At 40.9% G+C, this 22029-nt stretch carries 23 protein-coding genes; 18 read left to right on the top strand and 5 right to left on the bottom strand.

Annotation, left to right across the window (positions count from 1 at the left end; genetic code table 11):
• Window positions 1-246: 246 nt before the first annotated feature.
• The 5 genes from cysQ to HBH39_RS10660 all read left to right on the top strand — a co-directional run bounded on the left by cysQ (window position 247) and on the right by HBH39_RS10660 (window position 4150).
• The gene (cysQ, locus tag HBH39_RS10680) at window positions 247-1056 is read left to right on the top strand and encodes a 3'(2'),5'-bisphosphate nucleotidase CysQ (protein WP_167678108.1); all 810 of its coding nucleotides are present in this window, start codon (window positions 247-249) and stop codon (window positions 1054-1056) included.
• 79 nt (window positions 1057-1135) lie between these two features.
• The gene (gene mak, locus HBH39_RS10675) at window positions 1136-2032 is read left to right on the top strand and encodes a fructokinase (RefSeq protein WP_167678106.1); all 897 of its coding nucleotides are present in this window, start codon (window positions 1136-1138) and stop codon (window positions 2030-2032) included.
• A gap of 122 nt (window positions 2033-2154) precedes the next feature.
• Window positions 2155-2976 (top strand): YdcF family protein, encoded by an 822-nt coding sequence (locus HBH39_RS10670; protein WP_167678104.1) that lies wholly within the window; start codon window positions 2155-2157, stop codon window positions 2974-2976.
• 2 nt (window positions 2977-2978) lie between these two features.
• On the top strand, window positions 2979-3716 hold the full coding sequence (locus HBH39_RS10665; RefSeq protein WP_167678102.1) for a DUF2982 domain-containing protein: 738 nt from the start codon (window positions 2979-2981) through the stop codon (window positions 3714-3716).
• Window positions 3717-3730: 14 nt separating this feature from the next.
• Window positions 3731-4150: a GFA family protein gene (locus HBH39_RS10660; protein ID WP_167678100.1), complete on the top strand. Its 420-nt coding sequence runs from the start codon at window positions 3731-3733 to the stop codon at window positions 4148-4150.
• A gap of 16 nt (window positions 4151-4166) precedes the next feature.
• On the opposite strand, the gene HBH39_RS10655 is transcribed toward HBH39_RS10660, so the two are convergent.
• From HBH39_RS10655 to galE, 3 genes are all read right to left on the bottom strand, one after another.
• Window positions 4167-4520 carry a bactofilin family protein gene (locus HBH39_RS10655; protein ID WP_167678098.1) on the bottom strand — a complete coding sequence of 118 codons (354 nt, stop codon included), beginning with the start codon at window positions 4518-4520 and terminating at the stop codon, window positions 4167-4169.
• 96 nt (window positions 4521-4616) lie between these two features.
• On the bottom strand, window positions 4617-5102 hold the full coding sequence (gene napF, locus HBH39_RS10650; RefSeq protein ID WP_167678096.1) for a ferredoxin-type protein NapF: 486 nt from the start codon (window positions 5100-5102) through the stop codon (window positions 4617-4619).
• A 32-nt stretch (window positions 5103-5134) separates the two neighbouring features.
• Window positions 5135-6148, bottom strand: coding sequence for a UDP-glucose 4-epimerase GalE (gene galE / locus HBH39_RS10645; RefSeq protein WP_167678094.1), 1014 nt, complete (start codon window positions 6146-6148; stop codon window positions 5135-5137).
• 310 nt (window positions 6149-6458) lie between these two features.
• Here galE and phhA point away from each other — a divergent pair, with 310 nt between their 5' ends.
• From phhA to HBH39_RS10615, 6 genes are all read left to right on the top strand, one after another.
• On the top strand, window positions 6459-7256 hold the full coding sequence (gene phhA, locus HBH39_RS10640; RefSeq protein WP_167678092.1) for a phenylalanine 4-monooxygenase: 798 nt from the start codon (window positions 6459-6461) through the stop codon (window positions 7254-7256).
• A gap of 76 nt (window positions 7257-7332) precedes the next feature.
• Entirely contained in the window at window positions 7333-7671 is a 339-nt protein-coding gene (locus HBH39_RS10635; protein WP_167678090.1) for a 4a-hydroxytetrahydrobiopterin dehydratase, read from the top strand.
• 160 nt (window positions 7672-7831) lie between these two features.
• Window positions 7832-9370, top strand: a complete 1539-nt coding sequence (gene tyrR, locus HBH39_RS10630) for a transcriptional regulator TyrR (protein ID WP_167678088.1) — start codon at window positions 7832-7834, stop codon at window positions 9368-9370.
• Window positions 9371-9632: 262 nt separating this feature from the next.
• Window positions 9633-10619 carry a fumarylacetoacetate hydrolase family protein gene (locus HBH39_RS10625; RefSeq protein ID WP_167678086.1) on the top strand — a complete coding sequence of 329 codons (987 nt, stop codon included), beginning with the start codon at window positions 9633-9635 and terminating at the stop codon, window positions 10617-10619.
• 223 nt (window positions 10620-10842) lie between these two features.
• Window positions 10843-11493, top strand: a complete 651-nt coding sequence (gene maiA / locus HBH39_RS10620; protein WP_167678084.1) for a maleylacetoacetate isomerase — start codon at window positions 10843-10845, stop codon at window positions 11491-11493.
• Window positions 11483-12091, top strand: a complete 609-nt coding sequence (locus tag HBH39_RS10615) for a nucleotidyltransferase family protein (RefSeq protein WP_244325640.1) — start codon at window positions 11483-11485, stop codon at window positions 12089-12091. Before maiA ends, HBH39_RS10615 begins: the two co-directional genes overlap by 11 nt.
• Window positions 12092-12182: 91 nt before the next feature.
• Here the strand turns inward: HBH39_RS10615 and HBH39_RS10610 are convergent, their stop codons facing one another.
• Complete coding sequence (locus HBH39_RS10610; protein WP_167678080.1) at window positions 12183-13814, bottom strand: methyl-accepting chemotaxis protein; 1632 nt, start codon at window positions 13812-13814, stop codon at window positions 12183-12185.
• A gap of 362 nt (window positions 13815-14176) precedes the next feature.
• Between HBH39_RS10610 and recR the strand changes: the two genes are divergently transcribed.
• The 7 genes from recR (at window position 14177) to nadE (ending at window position 21391) form a co-directional block, all read left to right on the top strand.
• The gene (recR, locus tag HBH39_RS10605) at window positions 14177-14776 is read left to right on the top strand and encodes a recombination mediator RecR (RefSeq protein ID WP_167678078.1); all 600 of its coding nucleotides are present in this window, start codon (window positions 14177-14179) and stop codon (window positions 14774-14776) included.
• A gap of 222 nt (window positions 14777-14998) precedes the next feature.
• Window positions 14999-16912 (top strand): molecular chaperone HtpG, encoded by a 1914-nt coding sequence (gene htpG, locus HBH39_RS10600; protein ID WP_167678076.1) that lies wholly within the window; start codon window positions 14999-15001, stop codon window positions 16910-16912.
• A gap of 58 nt (window positions 16913-16970) precedes the next feature.
• On the top strand, window positions 16971-17837 hold the full coding sequence (locus tag HBH39_RS10595; RefSeq protein WP_167678074.1) for a tetratricopeptide repeat protein: 867 nt from the start codon (window positions 16971-16973) through the stop codon (window positions 17835-17837).
• Window positions 17838-17979: 142 nt separating this feature from the next.
• The gene (gene adk, locus HBH39_RS10590; protein ID WP_167678072.1) at window positions 17980-18624 is read left to right on the top strand and encodes an adenylate kinase; all 645 of its coding nucleotides are present in this window, start codon (window positions 17980-17982) and stop codon (window positions 18622-18624) included.
• Between the two features lie 156 nt (window positions 18625-18780).
• Complete coding sequence (locus HBH39_RS10585; RefSeq protein WP_167678070.1) at window positions 18781-18999, top strand: hypothetical protein; 219 nt, start codon at window positions 18781-18783, stop codon at window positions 18997-18999.
• Between the two features lie 143 nt (window positions 19000-19142).
• Window positions 19143-20447 carry an inosine/guanosine kinase gene (locus HBH39_RS10580; RefSeq protein WP_167678068.1) on the top strand — a complete coding sequence of 435 codons (1305 nt, stop codon included), beginning with the start codon at window positions 19143-19145 and terminating at the stop codon, window positions 20445-20447.
• Between the two features lie 113 nt (window positions 20448-20560).
• Window positions 20561-21391, top strand: coding sequence for an ammonia-dependent NAD(+) synthetase (gene nadE / locus HBH39_RS10575; protein WP_167678066.1), 831 nt, complete (start codon window positions 20561-20563; stop codon window positions 21389-21391).
• 48 nt (window positions 21392-21439) lie between these two features.
• Here nadE and HBH39_RS10570 read toward each other — a convergent pair whose 3' ends face one another.
• Window positions 21440-22021: a DUF6942 family protein gene (locus HBH39_RS10570; protein ID WP_167678064.1), complete on the bottom strand. Its 582-nt coding sequence runs from the start codon at window positions 22019-22021 to the stop codon at window positions 21440-21442.
• Between the last annotated feature and the right edge of the window lie 8 nt (window positions 22022-22029).

Genomic DNA, 22029 nt, shown 5'->3' with positions numbered 1-22029 from the left:
TACTATCTATTGAAGTCGTTTAATGTGGCTGCAATAAGCTGAATACGAATGCAAAAAAGCACAGTTATCTTTGTCTGATGCCTTGGTTAGCTTAGTATCAATAATCTTTAGTTTGCTGTTATTGTGATGTTGCAAAAGCGGTTAGTGTGTTTGGTTAGAAGTTTGATGAAATGGTTATAAATCCTTATGCCAAATAGTGACATAATGACGAGATTACTTGATAGGCGTTATTTTTAAGGAATTGATTTGTCAAACTATCTAATATCATCATCTCAGTTGGCTAAGGTGATTGATATCGCTAAACAAGCGGGAAAAGCCATTATGGATGTTTATGCAACAGCGGATATTCACGTTGAAGTGAAACAAGATGACAGCCCTGTGACCGCAGCAGATATCGCCAGCCATAATGTGATCATCAATGGCTTAAACCAAATGTTTACAGACATTCCGGTGATGAGCGAAGAAGCGGCAGATATTAGTTGGGCTGAACGCCAAACATGGCAAACCTATTGGTTGATTGATCCACTTGATGGCACGAAAGAGTTTATTAAACGCAATGGTGAATTTACGGTTAATATTGCGTTGATCCATCAAGGTAAAGCCATTGCCGGAGTCGTGTACGCACCCGTTTTAAACAAATGTTATAGTGGGGTCCTGGGACAAGGGGCTTGGCTTGAAACCCAAACCGATGACGGTGTAACCCAAGTTGAGTTGAATATCAGCCAACGTGACATTAGCCCTATACCGATTGTGGTTGGGAGTCGCTCGCACATTAGCCCAGATGTGGCATCATATTTAGAAACCGTGGGTGAGCATAAGGTGTTAAGCGTAGGCAGCTCATTGAAGTTTTGTATGGTGGCCGAAGGGCAAGCAGATGTTTACCCAAGACTTGGATTAACCAGTGAATGGGACACCGCAGCAGCGCAAGCTGTATTAGAAAGCGCTGGCGGCCAAGTATTGCAGTATCCAGAGTTAACGCCTCTGGTATATAACCAAAAAGAAAATATTTTGAACCCGTATTTTATTGCTGCCGCTAAATCGTGGTTTATCCGTTAATTGGTGCGAATAAGCTGCAATTTAAACACAGCCAAATACACAACGAGCATTTAATAATAAACAAGTGGAGAGACAAGTTATGATGCGCATGGGCGTCGATCTTGGTGGTACCAAAATTGAATTAGTGGCTTTGGCTGAAAACGGTGATGAGCTATTTCGTAAACGTATTCCTACACCTAAGAATTACCCTGATACGCTTGATGCGATCATCGGCTTAGTGGCAGAAGCAGAAGCCGAAGTGGGGGAGACAGGTTCGGTTGGGGTAGGTATTCCCGGTGTTATCTCTCCTTTCACCGGTTTAGTTAAAAACTCTAACTCGACTTGGATTAATGGTCATCCTCTTGATCAAGACTTAAGCGCTCGATTAGACCGTGAAGTAAGGGTGACTAATGATGCAAACTGTTTTGCATTATCAGAAGCCGTTGATGGTGCTGCAGCAGGTAAAGGTCTAGTGTTTGGGGTTATTATTGGCACTGGATGTGGAGCTGGCATTGCTATCAATGGCAAAGTCCATGGCGGTGGTAACGGTATTGGCGGTGAGTGGGGCCATAATCCGTTACCTTGGATGACCGCAGATGAACATCATTCAACAGATTGTTTTTGCGGTAACAAAGATTGTATTGAAACTTTTATTTCAGGTACGGGGTTTGTTCGTGATTTTCGCGCCGCAGGCGGTGATGCCACCAGTGGAATTCAAATTGCACAAATGATGTCTGAAGGCGATAAACTTGCCAGCCAAGCATTTACTCGTTTTATTGACCGTTTAGCTCGCTCATTGGCCCATGTCATTAATATGATGGATCCTGACATGATAGTGTTAGGTGGCGGAGTATCAAATATTGATGCCATCTATACCGAGCTACCAAAGGTATTGCCTAAATATGTTGTTGGTCGTGAATGTGCCACACCTGTGGTGAAAAACCTTTATGGCGCATCATCTGGTGTGCGTGGCGCTGCGTGGTTATGGGGTAAGTAAGTTTTAGCTTTCGCTTTATGATAAAAACGACGCCAAGCCGCGTCGTTTTTTATTGGAAATTTTTTTAGCCATATTTAGGCTGACTCGTTACACTATCGCCAATATCGATTTGTGGACCTGCTATGTTTTTGCTTAAAAAAATTATCTCGCAACTGTTTATGCCGATCCCGCTGACCTTGTTATTATTGTTAGTAATGGTTTTACTTATTCGTTTATCAAGTCGCAAATTAGTGAGGTTAGCCAAATTATGCTTTGTGATGGCGATACTATTATTAGCAGGCTTGAGTCAGTCTGATGTGAGTTATCATTTAGCTAAATCGTTAGAATCCCAATATCCTATTAATTCCAGCCCAATCAGGGGGACAAGTCATAATTCTGCCGCACAATGTTGGGTGCTGGTGTTAGGTTCTGGACACAATGAAAATTCTAATTACACCGCAGTGCAGCAGTTATCGACCACAGCATTAGCAAGATTAACCGAAGGATTAAGGCAGTTATCATTAGGGGGCAATTGTCAATTAGTGGTTAGCGGCTGGAGTGGCGGGGTAATGCCAACACCTCATGCTGAACTTATGCGTCAAGCCGCGATTGAGTTGGGGGTTAACCCCGCTAGAATAGTGGCTTTCCCCGATGCAAAAGATACTGTTGAAGAGGCAATATCCATGTATAAACTAGTTGGTCAGCACCCATTTAGGTTAGTGACTTCTGCCACTCATATGCCTCGTTCGATGCAGATTTTTGAATCTTTAGGTATGCAGCCACAAGCGGCGCCTACAGATTTTATTGCCCGTAAAAGTTATTGGTGGCGTTTGGATGCCGAGCAATTATTAACTTCACAAAAAAGTATTCACGAATATGTAGGCCAGTTATGGATTACCCTTAAAGGTGTCGCCCATCAACCAGTAGAAAATGGCCTTAAATTATCCTTAAAAGAAGACAATTAATCATGAGTCAGCTGCCTAATGATGCCCCAACCGAAAGTATGAGTTTATCTATCTCACCGCAAACAAAACGAAATGGCACTACCCTCACCATTGCCGGCGCTACGGGCTTAATGATAAGTCTGCTGTTGTTTTTACAATATAAAAGCTTGTTAGCGCCGACATTAGTGTTATTTGGTTTGTCGATCGTGGGATTGTTATTGGGGATCTCAAAGCTAAATGAACCGCCTATCAGCATAAAGTTAACCCCAATAGGGCTTAGTTATTTTCATCGTCGCGGCAAGGTTGATATTGAATGGAGTAATATTGTGCGACTTGATAGCGTGCGATTGACGCAAAACATGCAATTGATCGAGCTGCCTTATATCGGCTTCAAGCTTAAAAAGATCAACCCTATTTTAGATTGTATTTCACCGCGTTTAGCCACAGGTTTGTTAACTGAGCAGCGGCCATTGTTTATGACGGCAGCCACCCATGATGAAGATTTACAAAGTCTTGAAAGCTATATTGGTGCTGAGTTTACCCCCTTTATTAGCCATGGTGATCGCTATCGAGGCGTACTTGCTATGTTCGGACATCGCTGCCAAACGTTAGACGACAATTTAGGTTATCATTTATACATATCTTACGATGCACTAGACCGAGAACCCAAAGAGATGGTTAGTTTGTTAAGACAATGGCAACAGCAGGCTTTGAGCGATACTGCTCAGCAGGTTGTTAGCAATGACCGTCAATCGGTATAAATAGGAGTCTGCTAATGGATGTTAAGCTCATTAATCTTAAAGGCGGCTGTTTATGTGGTGCAATTCGCTATCAGGTTAATGCCAAGCCGTTCGATGCTGATTACTGTCATTGCAGGCAATGCCAGTTGTCATCGGGCGCTGTGGTGATGAGTTGGATGGATTTTAAAGCTGAGCAGCTAGTGTGGCTTAAAGGGCAAACAAAAGAATTTTCATCATCTGATAAAGTCAGGCGCGGGTTTTGCCAAGATTGTGGCTGTAGTTTGAGTTATCGCCATATTGACTACCCTGACTATGTTACTTTGTCGATAGCTTCGTTAGATGAGCCAAATCAAGTGTCACCCAATTATCATATCTACACCGTTAACCAAGTGAGTTGGCTAAACATTGACGATAACTGCAAGCGTTATAAATTAGCTCGCAGTGAAACGAATTAAATAAATGATTCAATAATTAGCATTGGTTTACCAGTCTGTTTTCACGGTGACGCTGGCCTAAAAACTGGCCGCCATCAAGTACTTCTAGTTTTTCGCTGTAGGCATCACCTTCAAAGGTGCCAATCGATGTGAGCAGTAATTTTTGGCATTGGACTGTGCCTTTAACAAGACCTGAAATATTCAATTCAAGGCACTGAATGTCTCCGTTAACTTCACCTCCGGCTTCAATCACCAGATTACCTTGGGTAACAATATCTCCCAGTATCTTTCCGCTTATCAGAACGTCACCATTAAATTGAAAATCGCCGGTTAATTCACAGCCTTGGGCAATAAAACTTAGCTGCTGAGCAGCATTTTTTTGATTAAACATCTGTGTGCTCTTGTTATTATTAAGGGTAAAAATCACTATTCAATATAATCATTTTGACTGATATGTAAACCATTCAAATAAAGTAATATTTATTGATTAATCTGGTTTCGATATGGTTATCGAGTCAGATGGGCAGGGCGATACACAGGCTCCGCAACCGGTACAAGCATCTGTATTTATAGCAGGTTTTGGCACTTGACCCACCGCCATAACAAAAGAAATTGCTCTTTCATCACAGGCATCTTTACAGCTTTGACACCACACGCCGCTGTTAGTTAAACAGTTATCTTTGATGCTGGCACTAATCTGCCAAGGTGCGGCTTGTTGGAGATCAAAAATAGGCTCTTCACAGGCGGTAACACACTGTTGACAAAAGGTACATTCCGCTTCGCTAAAGCGAATTTCGGGGAAGCCGCCATCCCCGCGCTTAATGATTTGGGTTTCACAAGCTTTAATACACTTGTCGCAACGAGTACAGATATCGGTAAACTCTATATAAGGGTTAACCCAAGGTGGTCTTTGGACGTTACTTTTTCGGCGGCTAAATAAATTACGTCGACCTTGGTTAATGCTGTCGCTCATTACTGTTTTCCTATAGTGCTAATACCAGATTGTTAAGCTTTATAACCATTTGGGTTATTCGATTGCCACTTCCAGCTACTATTAGCCATATCCTCAAGGTTATGAGTCGCGCGCCAGTTAAGCTCATTCGCGGCGTAGCTTGGGTCTGCATAACAGGCCGCAATATCACCTGGGCGACGTTCCACAATTTGATATGGCAGCGTTTTGGCACAAGCTTTTTCAAAGGCTTTGACCATTTCTAATACACTGTAACCTTGACCCGTACCTAAGTTATAGGTAACTAAGCCTGGGCTAGTGCGTAATTTATCGAGTGCTTTTAAATGGCCAATTGCTAAATCAACCACATGAATATAGTCACGAACGCCTGTGCCATCTGGAGTGTTGTAATCACCACCAAAAACACTTAATTGATCCCGTTTACCCACCGCAACTTGCGAAATAAAAGGCATTAAGTTGTTTGGGATATCATTCGGATCTTCACCAATTAAACCGCTTTCATGAGCGCCAACAGGATTAAAGTAACGCAAGCGGGCAATGTTCCAGCTGTTATCTGAGTGGTGTAAATCCGCTAGAATATTTTCCACCATTAATTTTGATTGGCCATAAGGATTTGTTGCACCCGTTGGAAAGTCTTCTTTAATAGGCAAGCTTGCAGGATCACCATAAACCGTTGCTGAAGAACTAAATACCAGATTTTTGACATTGTTTTCAGCCATTACCTGACATAACACTATGGTTCCCGTTACGTTGTTTTCATAATACTTTAAAGGCTTGGCGACTGATTCACCAACCGCTTTTAAACCGGCAAAATGAATCACGGATTCAATATCGCGATCGGTAAAAATTTTCTGTAACAGTGCTTTATTAAGAATATCACCTTGGTAAAAGGTCACTGATTTACCGCTAATGGTTTCAACGCGCTTTAGCGCCTCAACACTTGAGTTTGAAAGGTTATCAACGATAACGACATCCTGCCCGACTGCAAGTAGTTCCACAACCGTATGGGTGCCTATATATCCTGCGCCACCGGTAACTAAAATTGTCATGTACAAATCCTATGATAAAAACGTTGAAATTACGGCATATTGTAAATCAGTCAGTCAGAATTACTATGATAAATCAGCATAAACGGCATGATTTATTTTAAATTTTTGCTACCCAGCCCTGCACTCGTCAAATTTACTATCCAAAATAGAGTATTGAATTTGTTAATTATTATTTTTTAACTAAACCAGGTGTATTTATTTGTTGACAAAATACCAACAGATTCGAAATGACAATAAAGTGTGAGGGAGTTAACAAAATCGCAACCATAGCACACTATGATGTGAGTTAAGTTGACGTAGAGAGAAACCCATGGGTAACGCAACAAAATATATTTCACACCAACCTGATAGTCAGGGATATGTTAATTACTCAGAGCATGAACACGCCTTGTGGCAACAACTTTATCAACGTCAGATTGCTAATCTTCCAGGTAAAGCCTGTGAAGCTTATTTGCAAGGTATTGATGCCCTAAACATGTCGGTGGATAAAATCCCCCAATTACCAGATTTAGACAAAGTGTTAACCGAAGCGACTGGTTGGAAAACCGCTGCGGTACCAGCATTAATATCATTTGGCAAGTTTTTTGAGTTACTGGCTAACAAGCAATTCCCTGTAGCGACCTTTATTCGCACTAAAGAAGAATTTGATTATCTGCAAGAGCCGGATGTGTTTCATGAAGTGTTTGGTCACTGTCCACTATTGACCAATCCTGCTTTTGCCAATTTCTCGCACATGTATGGGCAGCTAGGTTTAGCGGCGTCAAAAGAGGACCGCGTGTTTCTAGCAAGGCTATACTGGTTTACGGTTGAATTTGGTTTAATGCAAGCTAAAGATGGCCCATTAAATATTTATGGTGGCGGTATATTGAGCTCTCCGGGTGAAACCTTATATGCCTTAAGTGATGCTCCAGAACGTAAGCCGTTTGATTTATTAGATGTGTTACGTACACCATATCGAATCGACATTATGCAGCCTATTTATTACGTTATCGAACATATTGATTATCTAAATGAAATTGCCCAAATGGACATTATGACTCATGTTCAAAAGGCACGTGCTTTGGGTTTATTTGCGCCTATGTTTCAGCCAAAAGTAAAAGCCAGTTAACAATGTAGAGTAACAAAGCTTGTTGATTTAATAACACCATTATATTGATTTATAAGTAGAAAAATTAGGAGTACCAATGACCGCACTATCTGAAATGAAATGTGAAGCTTGTCAAGCAGACGCGCCAAAAGTTACTGATGCTGAATTAGCTGAACTTGTGCGTATGATCCCAGACTGGGGAGTTGAAGTTCGTGATGGCGTGATGCAATTAGAACGAGTGTATAAGTTTAAAAACTTTAAACAAGCGATGGCTTTTAGCAACAAATTAGCAGACTTAGCTGAAGAAGAATTCCATCATCCAGGTATTTTAACCGAATGGGGAAAAGTCACCGTGACTTGGTGGTCGCATTCGATTAAAGGCTTACACAAGAATGATTTCATTATGGCAGCCAAGACCGACCAGTTGTTAGATTAATTGCAAGGCTATTATTTTCAGCATGTTACGTTAGCGTAACATGCTAGATTATTTCTCTGTTACAAATTCACTGTAAACTTCACTTGCCACCACTCTCATAACACTCTAACGTATGCGCAGTTTCCAAAGAAAAAACCAATAAATAGGGAATCACAGTATTATGCGTTTGGAAGTGAGTTGTAATGATCGCGTCGGCCTCGCGAAAGACATTCTCGTCGTACTCGAAAAATATGGCATTAATTTGATAGCTATTGATGCCAGTAATAAAGGCTTTTTGTATTTGCAATTTGCCGAAATCAGTTTTGAAATGCTAAGAGAACTGATGCCCCTTATTCGCAAGGTTGAAAGTGTCCATGATGTACGAACTGTGTCGTTTATGCCATCTGAGCAAGAACACTACGCCTTAAAAACCTTATTAAAAACGCTACCCGATTCGGTGTTCTCACTTGATGCAAAAGGGCGGATCCGTATTGTTAACGAATCGGCATTGCTCACTTTAGACATGGCCGAGCATGAAGTAGTGGACGAATCGTTAAATCACTGGGTACAAGGCTTTAACTTCGCTCGCTGGTTGAGCGAACCACAAGTACTGGCGATTGCTTCACGGGTTACAATTAATTCTAATGAATACCTTGCTGAAATGCTGCCGATTTATTTACCTGATGATGACGATACCACTATTTTAGCGGGTGCAGTTGTGTCGCTTAAATCTCCTGCCAGAGTAGGTAAGCAGTTTAATGCACTGCAAAATCAAACCACGGGTTTTGATAACGTATTAGCCATAAGCGATAAAATGAAAGATGTGCTGAAACAAGCCAAACGCATGGCACAGTTAGATGCGCCATTACTGATCACCGGTGAAACTGGCACAGGTAAAGAGTTAATGGCCCGCGCAAGTCACGATGCCAGCATGCGCCGAAATCATCCTTTTATAGCCATTAACTGTGCAGCGCTGCCAGATAGTGTGGCTGAAGAAGAGCTGTTTGGTTTTGTCAGTAATGGTCAAGTTGTTAAACGCGGTTTTTTTGATGAAGCCAAAGGCGGTACAGTCTTTTTAGACGAAATTGCTGAAATGTCTAAAGCTGCACAAGTGAAGCTGCTACGCTTATTGCAAGATGGCGCTTTTAGGCGCATGGGCGGAGATGAAGAAGTTAAAGCGGATGTTCGCATTATTTGTTCAACCCAAAAGAACTTAGCTGAAATGTGCCAAACAGGCGAGTTTAGAGAAGACTTATATTATCGTATCCATGTACTTAGCTACCATATGCCATCTTTGCGTGAGCGTAAAGTTGATGTCATTCCGTTGACAGAGATGTTTTTAGAGCATTACAGTCAGCAGCTTTCTAGTCCATTACGCAGGATTTCGGCATCTTGTCGTGATTACCTATTCAGTTATGCTTGGCCGGGCAATGTTAGGCAACTCAAAAATGCCATATTTAGAGCCGTATCTATGTGGGATGGCGCGACAGAGCTGACCGTTGAACAGCTTAAATTACCATCTTATGCTGAGGGCTTTGGTTACTTTGATGAAGAATTTGAAGGCACATTAGATGAAGCTATGAAGGAATATGAAGCGAGTTTATTACGTCGTTTATATCCTGCATATCCAAGCACGCGTCAATTAGCAAAAAAATTGGGAGTGTCACATACCGCCATTGCCAACAAATTACGCGATTACAATATTTCGAAAAAGCGTTAATACCAAACCTGTAACGATAAAATGCCAGCTAACTGCTGGCATTATCATCACTTGACGCCTTGAAAATCAGGCAATTCAAGCAGATTTAAATTTTGTATAAATATCTTTACGGAATGGTGATGTTTAACCACAAATGTGATTTTGTTCACAAGCTATATACCATCGAGTTTATCAGGTATTTATATCAAGCATCATGCTAACCGTCTGCTAAGGCAAAGCATTCATATATATGCCAGCAGTCTCTTTGAATTTAGGAGCAACAATGAAACTTGCAAGTTATAACAACGGTCGCCGCGATGGCCAATTAATGTTAGTTAGCAAAGATTTGACCAAGGCGGTAGCGGTACCTGCAATTGCTCACACTATGCAACAACTTCTGGATGCATGGGACTTATTAAATCCACAGTTACAAGAATTATATGACGCGCTGAATGACGGCCAAATGGATAATGCTATCGACTTTGACGAAGCAAAATGTTTGTCGCCACTGCCACGAGCTTACCAATGGGCTGATGGTAGTGCTTATGTCAACCACGTTGAATTAGTTCGTAAAGCACGTGGTGCCGAAATGCCAGCCTCTTTCTGGACTGATCCATTAGTATACCAAGGCGGCTCAGATAGCTTTATTGCGCCTAAAGCGGATATTGAGATGGCAAGTGAAGAGTTTGGCATTGATTTTGAATCTGAAATTGCCGTTATCACTGATGATGTCGCCATGGGCGTAAATGCCGCTGATGCCGCTAAACACATTAAATTATTGATGTTGGTTAACGATGTATCACTGCGTAATCTTATTCCTGGTGAGCTAGCTAAAGGCTTTGGTTTTTTTCAATCTAAACCTTCCAGTGCCTTCTCTCCTGTGGCAATTACACCCGATGAACTAGGTGATAAATGGCAAGACAGTAAAGTGCATTTACCATTAGTGACGCATTTAAATGGCGAATTATTTGGTCGTCCGAATGCCGGTGTGGATATGACATTTGATTTTAGTCAATTAGTGTCACACGTCGCTAAAACTCGTCCATTAGGGGCAGGGGCGATTATTGGTTCCGGTACTATCTCAAATTATGATCGTAGCGCGGGTTCAAGCTGTTTAGCTGAAAAACGTATGCTAGAAATTATTGCAGACGGCAAAGCTAGCACGCCATTTATGCAATTTGGCGATACGGTTCGCATTGAAATGTTTGATGAAAACAACATGAGCATTTTTGGTTCAATCGACCAAAAAGTGGTTGAGTATAAAGGCTAGTAAGCGCTGATTAGTGTGACCTTAAAAAGCAATAACGATAAGCGTTGTTGCTTTTTTTATATCAATCGCCGTTAGTTGATGAGTAAATCGTCCATAAATGCTTTTTTTAAACAAAGCCTGTTTTGAGTTAACTCGTTATTACACAACACTCATCCAGAGTGAATATATTTATCTCTTAACAATAGGTGGATATTTATTCCGATAGGGAGCATAAGGAATTTTCATGAAATTATATGGTTATTGGCGGTCAAGTGCCGCTTATCGGGTACGCATTGCCCTAAATTTAAAACAATTACCGGCAGAGCAGGTTTCTGTTCATCTGGTGAATAATGGTGGTGAGCAACACAGTGATGCATTTCATCAATTGAACCCACAGCATTTAGTGCCAGCTCTAGTCGATAGTGAAGACGGTGCTGAATTTAGCTTAACCCAATCATTGGCCATTATTGAATACCTTGATGAAAAATATCCGCAGCCAAGTGTGTTACCTGAACAGATAAAAGATAAAGCTATCGTTCGTGCTATGGCACAATCTATTGCCTGCGAAATTCACCCTTTAGATAATCTTCGCGTTTTACAATATTTAGTGAAAGAAATGGGTGTCGACGAAAATCAAAAAATGGCTTGGTATCATCACTGGATCCATCTTGGTTTTAGTGCTCTTGAAAGCCAGCTTGTTCAATACAGTGGGCGCTATTGTTTTGGCGATAACGTCACCTTGGCAGACATTTGTTTAATCCCACAAATATATAATGCCAAACGCTTTAATGTGGCTTTAGATAAATATCCCAACATTTCCCGTATTTGGGACAATTGCCATCAACTGTCGGCATTTATTAATGCTGCGCCTGAACAACAAGCTGATGCCAGTTAATATTGAATCAAAGTTAGCACAGCAACTAGTGAGTTGGATAAAGCAGGACGCAATGCGGATGCAAGTACTTGAAGCATGCGCCACCGTGTTTACTGAGTTAGCGATAGATGATTGGCTGATTGCAGCAGGCTTTGTGCGTAATTTAGTGTGGGATAAGTTACATGATTATGAAGCCTGCAAATTGAATGATATTGATGTGATTTATTACTGTCGCCATGATACGAATGAAATACGTGATAAAACCATTGAGCTGCAATTAAGTCGATTAATTCCCCCAGAGATTGCGGGGCTTTTGTCTGTTAAAAACCAAGCCAGAATGCATACTCGTAACACAGATGATGCTTATCAATCTTGTGTTGATGCCATGAGTTACTGGCCGGAAAAACAAACTGCAGTAGGGGTTAAGCTCACCCGGCCATCGAATATGTCTTCTTTAGAGCATCAGATTGAAGTCAAAAATTTTTTTGGCTTGCAAAGCTTATTTGATTTGAGTTTAAGCCATAACCCTAAGCGAGATATGACGGTTTTTGAGCAGCGAGTGGAACAAAAGAGATGGCTAGTTAACTACCGCAAATTAACGCTTATTTCGAAAAAATAGCACTGCAAGGCAGTGCTATTGAATAAAGTGAATTAACTGAGTTGAATAACTAAGTTGCTTTTTAAAAGCCTATCTAATGACATTATCATTATTAAGCGACTTTAAAACGAGATACCTCACGTTGCAGTTCATTACATATTGATTGGGTAGTTTGCACAATAAGCTGGGTTTCGTTAATCACATCATTACAGTGCAACGTTTTATCTGAAAGCTCGGTTAGATTACGGTTAATTTCTTCAGAGACATGAGTTTGCTCTTCGGTGGCGGTTGCTGTTTGGCTCGACATATCACTGACTCTTGAGGTAGACGTTAAAATTTCATCTAAAGCCGTTTGGGTTTGCGCTGCTAGGCTGACAGTCGAGTCAGTTAATGCTGCACCCGCTTCAATGGTTTTCACAGCATCAAGAACCCCTTGTTGTAAGATTTCAATCATTTTTTGAATATCTTGGGTCGAGGTTTCTGTGCGGCTGGCTAAGGTTCTAACTTCATCAGCGACAACGGCAAATCCACGGCCTTGTTCGCCAGCTCTAGCTGCTTCAATAGCCGCGTTTAACGCCAATAAATTTGTTTGTTCGGCAATGCCGCGTATGACATCGAGTACAGACGCGATGTTAGATGAGTTTTCTGACAATTTTTCGATGTCTTTTACCGCTTGGGCCACCGAAGCTGAAAGCTGATCAATTTGATCTATCGATAATCCTAAGACTCTTTTTCCTTCAATTGTTTGATCGTTAACCTTACTAATTTCTGTCGCTGTGTCCATCGCATTTGATGCTACTTCTCTTACCGCAGCGCTCATCTCATTTACCGCGGTCACGATACTTTCAACAAATTGTGATTGATCAGTACTAATTGCTAACGTTGCGGTAGATTTTTCGGACAGCTTCTGAACAGTATGGTTTACCTCATTGGTGTGATTATTAATACTGATGATCATATTTTGTAATTGTTCGATAAATACATTAAAGGACTTCGCCAAAGTACTGATTTCATCATCTCGACTTACGTGGATCCGTTGGGTGAGATTACCGTCACCATTGGCAATATCATTAATTCTTTGAGTGATGTCATTAATGGCATCAACAATGCTTTTAGGACCGTAATAGGCTATGAGTAGGGCAATCATTGCCACAAAAGTAGAAATGATAAGCGATAAAGTGTTCTCACTTGCAGTACGTTCACTGACAGTCACGTCAAGTTCTTTCACTCTATTATCTGCAGCTTCACCTGCAGCATTGTATATGTCCCTCAACAGAGAAAACTCTTTTTCGGCAACCTCATTATGGATAGATTTTGCAGTTGTAAAGTCTTGCTTTTTAACGGCATCAATGACTCGACTTGAGGCTTGATACCAAGTGGCAAATTGGCTATCAAACTTTCTCGTGGCATCAGTGACCATAGGGTGATTAGATAACAATTGTCTAAATTGCAGCATGCGGTCTTTAGCTTGCTCTACATTATCTTGCCAATTCTGTATTTCTTTTTTGCGTTGGCTGTCACTGAGATTTTTATCTAATAGGGTTACTGCACTCAATTGTGCCTGATACAAATCTCTGTCAGCATTTAAAATAGCTGATGTCGCTGGATTGAATTGTTGGCTAAACTCTTGCAGTTGCTCAAGAGTCTGGTTGTTTCTGCTTGCATCAAATATTGACATTGAAATTAGCATCAAAGCAATGGCAATAAACATCAAAGAGAACTTTATGCGGATACTTTTAAACATGATGGCTCCTTTTTATTTTTAAGCTTAGACACCAAAGAAAAAATAGCCAATTATTCTAACGGTGTTTTTCAAAACAATTGTTAATGCATTACGCTAGTTGAATTTATCTATAAAAGGCTATGAGTACCCGCTATAGAGATTGGCAGTAGCTGTTATTGTTCACGGCATAAACTAAGCATGGCTCATCCTGTTATCTTGCATTACTGTTTTATTAATAGCTGAATATTTTGATTTGTCATCTGTTGTTTATGGCATTCTCAAAAACGGATAAATACCATTAAGCTTTTGCAATCATGTTAAAGTCAGGGAATAATCGTCACTTTCCAGATAACTCTATAGACGTAACAAGGTTTACCTTAAATATGAAATTCAGTCCGCTTGTTGATGAGCTAATCCATTCTTTGCGTGGTTTACCTGGTGTAGGGCCAAAATCTGCTCAGCGTATGGCTTTTCAGTTGTTAGAACGTGAACGAAAAGTAGGCTTAAAGCTGGCGGATTCATTGCAAAAAGCCATGTCTGAGGTGGGGCATTGTCAAAGGTGCCGTACTTTTACAGAGCAAGATTTATGCCCCATTTGTGCCAGCCAAAAACGCGGTAATGCTGGCATTATCTGTGTGGTTGAAACGCCAGCCGATGTACTAGCCATTGAAGCCGGTGGCCATTTTAGTGGGCGATATTTTGTTTTATTAGGTCATTTGTCGCCGCTTGATGGCGTTGGCCCAGAAGAGCTTGGTTTGGCCTTGCTTGAAAGTCAGTTAGCCGCAGATGATGTCAATGAGCTGATATTAGCAACAAATCCAACAGTAGAAGGTGATGCTACCGCGCATTTTATTGCTGATATGGCAAGGCGTCATAATGTGGTTATTAGCCGTATTGCTCATGGTGTACCTGTGGGTGGCGAGCTTGAATATGTCGATAGTACTACACTGGCATTATCGTTTAATGGCCGTATTACTTTATAAAACTGGTCGATAAACCCCATCTGCGGTGGACAATGTCTTTTTATTGAACATCGCAGCATAAAAAAGCAGCAAAAAAAATATTTCCCCTTGAAATGCTTCTTCCAAACCCCATTTATTGTATATCAACGATTTTAATCGTCTTGTTTAAGGCAAAATCCTAATGTGATCCCTTAAACAGGCTTTTTATTGTAATACCTCAATGCAACATCAAGGGAATTATTCATGTCACAACAAGAAACACATGGTTTTCAAACCGAAGTTAAGCAATTACTGCATTTGATGATCCACTCTTTATATTCAAATAAAGAGATTTTCTTACGTGAATTAGTATCAAATGCGGCTGACGCGGCCGATAAATTACGCTATCTAGCGCTTACTGATGATGCCTTATATGAAGGTGATGGTGAATTGCGTGTTCGCGTAAGTACCGACAAAGAAAAGGGCACTGTAACCATTTCAGATAATGGTATTGGTATGACTCGCGATGGTGTTATTGAGCATTTAGGTACCATTGCTAAATCAGGTACTAAAGAGTTTTTTAACAACCTTTCTGGTGAGTCGTCAAAAGATTCACAATTAATTGGTCAATTTGGTGTGGGTTTCTACTCGGCATTTATTGTGGCCAAAAAAGTGGTTGTGCGCACTCGCGCAGCAGGACATGACGCGAGTGAAGGTGTGTTATGGGAGTCAGAAGGTGAAGGGTCATTTAGTGTAGAAACGATCACTAAAAACTCTCGCGGTACTGAAATTACCTTGCATTTACGCGATGAAGAAACCGAGTTTGCAAACGATTTCCGTTTACGATCAATTATTTCAAAATACTCTGATCATATTTCAATCCCGGTTGAAATGTTTGAAGAAGGCACGCCTGAGTCAGAGGGCCCAGATGGTGAAAAAATTCCAGCTACAGAGGGTAGTTGGAAGCCAATGAACAAGGCCACTGCACTTTGGACTCGTAATAAGTCAGATATTTCAGATGAAGAGTATCAAGAGTTCTATAAGCATATTTCTCACGACTACAGTGATGCATTGAAATGGTCACATAACCGTGTTGAAGGTAAGCAAGAATACACTAGCTTATTGTATATTCCATCTAAAGCCCCTTGGGATTTATTTAATCGCGAACACAAGCACGGTTTAAAGTTGTTTGTCCAACGTGTATTTGTGATGGATGACGCTGAGCAGTTTATGCCAACCTATTTACGTTTCGTAAAAGGGTTAATTGACTCAAAAGATTTACCACTAAACGTATCGCGTGAAATTTTACAAGACAACCAAATCACTAAATCATTGCGCACAGCACTAACTAAGCGTGTTTTGGGCATGCTTGAAAAGTTAGCTAAAGATGAGCCTGAGCAGTATCAAGCTTTCTGGGCTGAGTTTGGCCAAGTGTTAAAAGAAGGTCCGGCTGAAGATTTTGCTAACCGTGAACGCATTGCAGGTTTATTACGTTTTGCTTCAACTCACGATAACAGCGCCGCTACAACCGTATCGCTAGACGACTACATTGAGCGCATGAAAGAAGGACAAGACAAGATTTACTATATTGTTGCAGATAGCCATAACGCTGCGGCAAACAGTCCTCATCTTGAGCTTCTTCGCAAAAAAGGCATTGAAGTGTTATTAATGTCTGAACGTATTGATGAGTGGTTAATTAACCATTTAACTGAATACAAAGACAAAAAATTACACTCAGTGACCAAAGGTGACTTAGAGTTAGGTTCGCTAGAAGATGAAGCAGACAAAGAAGCGAAAGAAAAGGTCGCCCAAGAGTCTCAAGGTCTTGTTGAGCGTGTAAAAGCGGCATTAGAGGGTAAAGTGTCTGAGGTAAAAGTCACGACCCGTTTAACTGATACACCAGCTTGTGTTGTTACTGGTGAAGGTGAAATGTCGACGCAAATGATTAAGTTGATGCAAGCTGCCGGGCAGCCTGTACCTGAGTCGAAACCAACCTTTGAAATTAACCCAATGCACCCGTTAGTTGAACGTTTAAACAACGAGCAGGATGAGCAATTATTTGCTGATTGGGCTAACTTGTTATTACAACAAGCGCAATTGTCAGAGAAAGGCAGTTTGACTGACCCTTCAGCGTTCATTAAATTAATGAACCAAATGTTAATGGCGAGCCTTAAATAAGCGAGCAACAAGATAGAAGCGGACTGTGTGTCCGCTTTTTGTTTTAAAAAGGATTATTATGGAAAACCTCATTTCGCTCACCAAAGAAAATATCCAACAAGTGGTTGATGCTTCAATGGAAAAGATGGTTGTTTTAACCTTCTTTGCCCAGCAAAAACCAGAAAGTGTGCAAATGTTGCAAACGCTGCAAAGCATTGCATCTTCGCAATCTGAACGCTTTATTTTAGCCAGTGTTGATTGTGAAGCTGAGGTCGAAATCGCCCAATATTTCCAAATTCAAAGTTTACCAACCACCTTAGTTTTAGACAAAGGCAGACCGATTGATGGTTTTGCCGGTGTACAAGATGTAACCGCGGTGAATGAGCTATTAGATAAGCATTTACCTGCTGTTTGGCTCCAAGCTTTTGAGGCAATTAAAGCGCAACTTGCTCAACCTGATGCCTTAACTGTACAACAATTATCTGAGTTAGCTCTGCAATTAAAAGAGCTTATTACTCAGTCAGATAATTTGGCAGAAGTGCGACTTGTATTAATTGATGTTCAACTGCAACTTGGGTTATTAGCCGATGCTAAAAACTTGCTACAAGGTATAGGGTTAGCCGATCAAGACAGTTATTATCAAAATCTTAAAGCCAAGTTAGCGCTTGCGGAAGATGCGGCAGACACCCCTGAAATTCGTGATTTACAAACTCAAGTTGAAGCTCAGCCTGAAGATACCGCGTTAAGTATTGATTTGGCAAAAGCGTTAACAAAAGCACAACGTCATGAAGAAGCTTTACAGCTTTTATTCGGTTTTTTACAAAAAGATCTTCATGCCGGAGATGGTAAAGTTAAACAATTGTTCCTTGAAATTATGACTGCCATGGGACAAGGAAATAGCATAGCCAATCAATATCGACGCAAGTTATACACCTTACTGTATTAAACACTTAGGTTTTCAAGCTTAGGCTTTCTTATTAGATATAGGTCTAATGGATCGCGTTAGCTACTATTAATGGCGCGGCAGATGTGCGAAAATCGCCGCCCTAAAAAGAAAAGAATATAATCTTATTAAGAGGACTTTAGAGATGCGCATTATTTTATTAGGTGCCCCAGGTGCCGGTAAAGGTACTCAAGCTCAGTTTATAATGGAGCAATACGGTATCCCACAAATCTCTACTGGTGATATGTTACGTGCTGCTGTTAAGGCTGGTACCCCACTTGGCTTAGAAGCTAAAAAAGTGATGGATGCTGGTCAGTTAGTTTCAGACGATTTAATCATTGGTTTAGTGAAAGAACGTATCGCACAAGATGATTGTGCTAAAGGCTTCTTACTTGATGGTTTCCCTCGTACTATCCCACAAGCAGATGCGATGGCAGCCAATGGTATTGTGATTGATCATGTGATTGAAATCGACGTGCCTGATGAAGAAATTGTTAAACGTATGAGCGGTCGTCGTGTTCATCCTGGTTCTGGTCGTGTTTATCATGTGGTGTTTAATCCACCTAAAGTGGAAGGCAAAGACGATGTGACGGGTGAAGACTTAGCCATTCGTCCTGATGATGAAGAGTCAACAGTTCGTAAGCGTTTAGGTATTTATCATGAACAGACTAAGCCATTAGTTGATTACTACGGCAAAGTGGCTGCTGAAGGTAATACTCAATACAACAAGTTTGATGGTACTCAATCAGTTGCAGCAGTAAGTGAGCAACTTGCTTCTGTACTAAAGTAAATATTACCCAAATAGCGAATACACTTTGTTAGTTCGCATACATTAAAAAGCCTGCTTAGCAGGTTTTTTTATGGGTATTTGCAACAAAAGTGGCTCATCACCCTGTTATACATGAGCGATTAGCCAAATTAGCGAACAGTGGTACTCGTTCTGGTAATGCCATCTGTGCTGCATTTATTTCAGGTTTGCTTTAGATACCCAAAGAAGTGTCCATCGCAGCTAAACAAACCTTATAAATTCAGGGGTAAGCGTAATCAGTTTATTCTATGCTTAAATGAAGATGATACCCATGTGGATATGCTGATTGATTTAGTGACAGAACAAGTGTCATCTTGGCATGAGTTCACTAAAAGTCGCTTAGTATCAGCTGTTTGATATGTTATTATGCGCCGCTTTTGTTCAACAATGGCGCTGTTTATTATGTGACGCCAGTGTTTAAATCTCAAGATATCGTTTTAAGACGCTTTTAATCAGTATCGTTAATTTATTGCACGGATGCCAATTCATGAGAATTTATTATGAAGTTTCCAGGTCAACGTAAGTCGAAGCATTATTTTCCGGTCAGTAACCGCGATCCCTTGTTAGCTCAGCTAACCCAACAGCCACAGGCGGTGTCTACTTATATTTGTGGTGTTGATCAAACCTTAGTTGATATTGAAGCTAAAGTGGCTGAGGAATTACTTGAGCGTTATGGGCTTCCTAAAGGAAATTCGACCTTAATTAATGATGATCAAGCACATGCTTTATACAATGAGCTTAAATCAAATGAAATGATCAGCGATGAGTTTGCTGGTGGCACCATAGGTAATACAGTACATAACTATTCGATTTTGGCTGATGATCGCTCGGTACTTTTTGGGGTAATGAGTCAAAACATCATGGTGGGTAGTTACGCATACCGCTATTTGTGTAACACTTCTTCAAAAGTCGACTTAAATTACTTGCAGCCTGTTGATGGCCCTATCGGACGTTGTTTTACGCTGATCTCAGCTGACGGCGAGCGCACTTTTGCTATTAGTAAGGGCTCAATGGACAAATTGACGCCGCACTATATTAACAAAGATGTAGTACAAGGCAGCTCTGCGCTAGTTATTACGGCTTATTTAATGCGCGCCAGTGAAGGCGATGGCATGACAAGTGCCGCAATGCAGGCGATTGAGTACGCAAAAGCAGCAGAGGTGCCGGTAGTACTGACTTTAGGAACGCGCTTTTTAATTCAAGAAGACCCAATTTGGTGGCAAAATTTCATACGTGAGCATGTGACTATTTTGGCGATGAATGAAGATGAAGGTGAAGCGTTAACCGGTTTTAAAGACCCATTATTAGCCAGCGAGGCGGCATTAGAATGGTGTGACATGGTGCTTACCACTGCAGGCCCAATCGGCTTGTATACTGCGGGATATGCTGAAGACAGCCTTAAGCGGGAAACCAGCCACACTTTATTGCCAGGGGCCATTCCAGAATTTAATCGCTATGAATTTTCTCGCCCTATGTTAAAACAAGATTGTGAAACACCAATCAAAGTCTACGCGCATATTGCACCTTATATGGGTGGTCCTGATTATATACGTAATACAAATGGTGCGGGCGATGGCGCTCTGTCGGCATTATTACATGACTTATCGGCTAATACTTTCCATAAAACAAACGTTCCTGGTTCAAGTAAGCATAAGCGTGATGGTTTATGTTACTCGTCATTTTCACAAGTGTGCAAATACGCTAATCGGGTTGCTTACGAAGTATTAGCTCAACATAGTCCACGGCTGTCACGAGGTTTACCTGAGCGAGAAGACAGTTTAGAAGAGTCATATTGGGAAAGATAAACTCCTGAAAAATTTGATGTGAAAATAAAAACGATAATGACTAGTCATTATCGTTTTTTTTTGCTGAATTTTTTATAGAATAGCGTCAGAGACTTAAATAATGGGAGCTAGGTGTGAAAGGACAAATCTTACGAGAGATGCACGTACTTAAGGCGATAGAACCTGAGTTTGAAGTGCAAAGACGGGTAGCATTTATTAAAGCCAAGCTCAAAGAGGCACATTGTCATTCTTTAGTATTAGGTATTAGTGGTGGAGTGGACTCATCATTAACAGGGCGCTTATGCCAACTTGCGGTAGACAGCTTAAACCAAGAGGATACGACGAAACCCTATCAATTCATTGCGGTGCGCCTGCCGTATCAAGTCCAAAAAGATGAAGATGAAGCGCAATTAGCGTGTCAGTTTATCCAACCGAGTAAGCAAGTGACGGTGAATATCGCCGATGGTGTAATGGGCGTTCATCAAGCAACATTATCAGGTTTGGCCGATGCGGGTCTTAGTTTGCCAGATGAAAGCAAAGTGGATTTTGTGAAAGGTAACGTTAAAGCCAGAATGCGAATGGTTGCCCAATATGAAATTGCAGGCATGGTCGGTGGATTGGTTGTCGGCACCGATCACAGTGCTGAAAATATTACCGGATTTTATACCAAGTTTGGTGATGGCGCTTGCGATTTAGCACCATTATTTGGGTTGTGTAAGCGCCAAGTTCGTCAGTTGGCTGCTTATTTAGGCGCGCCAGAATTACTTGTCAAAAAAGCGCCTACTGCTGATTTAGAAGACAATCAACCTCAATTAGAAGATGAGGTGGCGTTAGGGTTAACTTATGATCAAATCGATGACTTTTTAGAAGGTAAGCCTGTGCCTGAAAGTGTTGAAGCCAAGTTGATTTCCATTTATCAACGAACTCAACATAAGCGTAAAGCGATCCCTACCATCTACGATTAACCACAGGTGGGATAATTCAAACGCTAAAAAAGGATAACTGCTGATTGGTTATCCTTTTTGGCATTGGGTAGCATGAATGATATCTCTTGCTAGCTCAATCAAGTTGTTGGGAAACTGTCGGTAATCAAGGTAAGGGGTAAACATCAGCTTTTCTTGATAATAAAGCGATTGTTGCTGGTTAAGCGATACTTTATTGTCAAACTGCTGTGATTGCAAACCTAAGCGTTTAAGTGTTTCTAATCCACAGATAATATGCCAAACCTGAGGATTATTTTTATCATTGTGATAACTATTTAGATTTGTCGACAGTGGATGATTGTCACTCGGCGAGGGCACAATTGCCAAGGCGCATTTTAGATGACCTGAGGTATTTCGGATGGAGCTGGATAATAGGTTAGGTTTAATTTCTCGCCAGTTCGATAAATTAATAGCCACTAATTTGCTAGCAATAACAATGATTTTGCGCCAATGGTTACCATTATCTGCAATTAACTTATCAACAGAGCCTAGATCATCAGCTTGCCAGTCATGGGTTAATATGGGGGCATTGGGGAGATAAAAAATCACTTCAGGTGATTGATGACCAATAAATTGAACGGAAGTTAAATTGATAATAGGTAATGATGGCATTAGTCAGT

Origin of the sequence: Shewanella aestuarii (genome assembly GCF_011765625.1) — a bacterium.
In the GTDB taxonomy this organism is placed as follows: Bacteria; Pseudomonadota; Gammaproteobacteria; order Enterobacterales; family Shewanellaceae; genus Shewanella; species Shewanella aestuarii_A.
The sequence above is the reverse complement of the archived record's forward strand: the minus strand, read 5'-3'. Positions and strand labels throughout refer to the sequence as shown.

Coding starts and splice junctions, on each gene's coding strand:
- mak (WP_167678106.1), top strand. CDS start 1,136: ATGATGCGCATGGGCGTCGATCTTGGTGGTACCAAAATTGAATTAGTG.
- HBH39_RS10670 (WP_167678104.1), top strand. CDS start 2,155: ATGTTTTTGCTTAAAAAAATTATCTCGCAACTGTTTATGCCGATCCCG.
- HBH39_RS10665 (WP_167678102.1), top strand. CDS start 2,979: ATGAGTCAGCTGCCTAATGATGCCCCAACCGAAAGTATGAGTTTATCT.
- HBH39_RS10660 (WP_167678100.1), top strand. CDS start 3,731: ATGGATGTTAAGCTCATTAATCTTAAAGGCGGCTGTTTATGTGGTGCA.
- HBH39_RS10655 (WP_167678098.1), bottom strand. CDS start 4,520: ATGTTTAATCAAAAAAATGCTGCTCAGCAGCTAAGTTTTATTGCCCAA.
- napF (WP_167678096.1), bottom strand. CDS start 5,102: ATGAGCGACAGCATTAACCAAGGTCGACGTAATTTATTTAGCCGCCGA.
- galE (WP_167678094.1), bottom strand. CDS start 6,148: ATGACAATTTTAGTTACCGGTGGCGCAGGATATATAGGCACCCATACG.
- phhA (WP_167678092.1), top strand. CDS start 6,459: ATGGGTAACGCAACAAAATATATTTCACACCAACCTGATAGTCAGGGA.
- HBH39_RS10635 (WP_167678090.1), top strand. CDS start 7,333: ATGACCGCACTATCTGAAATGAAATGTGAAGCTTGTCAAGCAGACGCG.
- tyrR (WP_167678088.1), top strand. CDS start 7,832: ATGCGTTTGGAAGTGAGTTGTAATGATCGCGTCGGCCTCGCGAAAGAC.
- HBH39_RS10625 (WP_167678086.1), top strand. CDS start 9,633: ATGAAACTTGCAAGTTATAACAACGGTCGCCGCGATGGCCAATTAATG.
- maiA (WP_167678084.1), top strand. CDS start 10,843: ATGAAATTATATGGTTATTGGCGGTCAAGTGCCGCTTATCGGGTACGC.
- HBH39_RS10615 (WP_244325640.1), top strand. CDS start 11,483: ATGCCAGTTAATATTGAATCAAAGTTAGCACAGCAACTAGTGAGTTGG.
- HBH39_RS10610 (WP_167678080.1), bottom strand. CDS start 13,814: ATGTTTAAAAGTATCCGCATAAAGTTCTCTTTGATGTTTATTGCCATT.
- recR (WP_167678078.1), top strand. CDS start 14,177: ATGAAATTCAGTCCGCTTGTTGATGAGCTAATCCATTCTTTGCGTGGT.
- htpG (WP_167678076.1), top strand. CDS start 14,999: ATGTCACAACAAGAAACACATGGTTTTCAAACCGAAGTTAAGCAATTA.
- HBH39_RS10595 (WP_167678074.1), top strand. CDS start 16,971: ATGGAAAACCTCATTTCGCTCACCAAAGAAAATATCCAACAAGTGGTT.
- adk (WP_167678072.1), top strand. CDS start 17,980: ATGCGCATTATTTTATTAGGTGCCCCAGGTGCCGGTAAAGGTACTCAA.
- HBH39_RS10585 (WP_167678070.1), top strand. CDS start 18,781: ATGCCATCTGTGCTGCATTTATTTCAGGTTTGCTTTAGATACCCAAAG.
- HBH39_RS10580 (WP_167678068.1), top strand. CDS start 19,143: ATGAAGTTTCCAGGTCAACGTAAGTCGAAGCATTATTTTCCGGTCAGT.
- HBH39_RS10570 (WP_167678064.1), bottom strand. CDS start 22,021: ATGCCATCATTACCTATTATCAATTTAACTTCCGTTCAATTTATTGGT.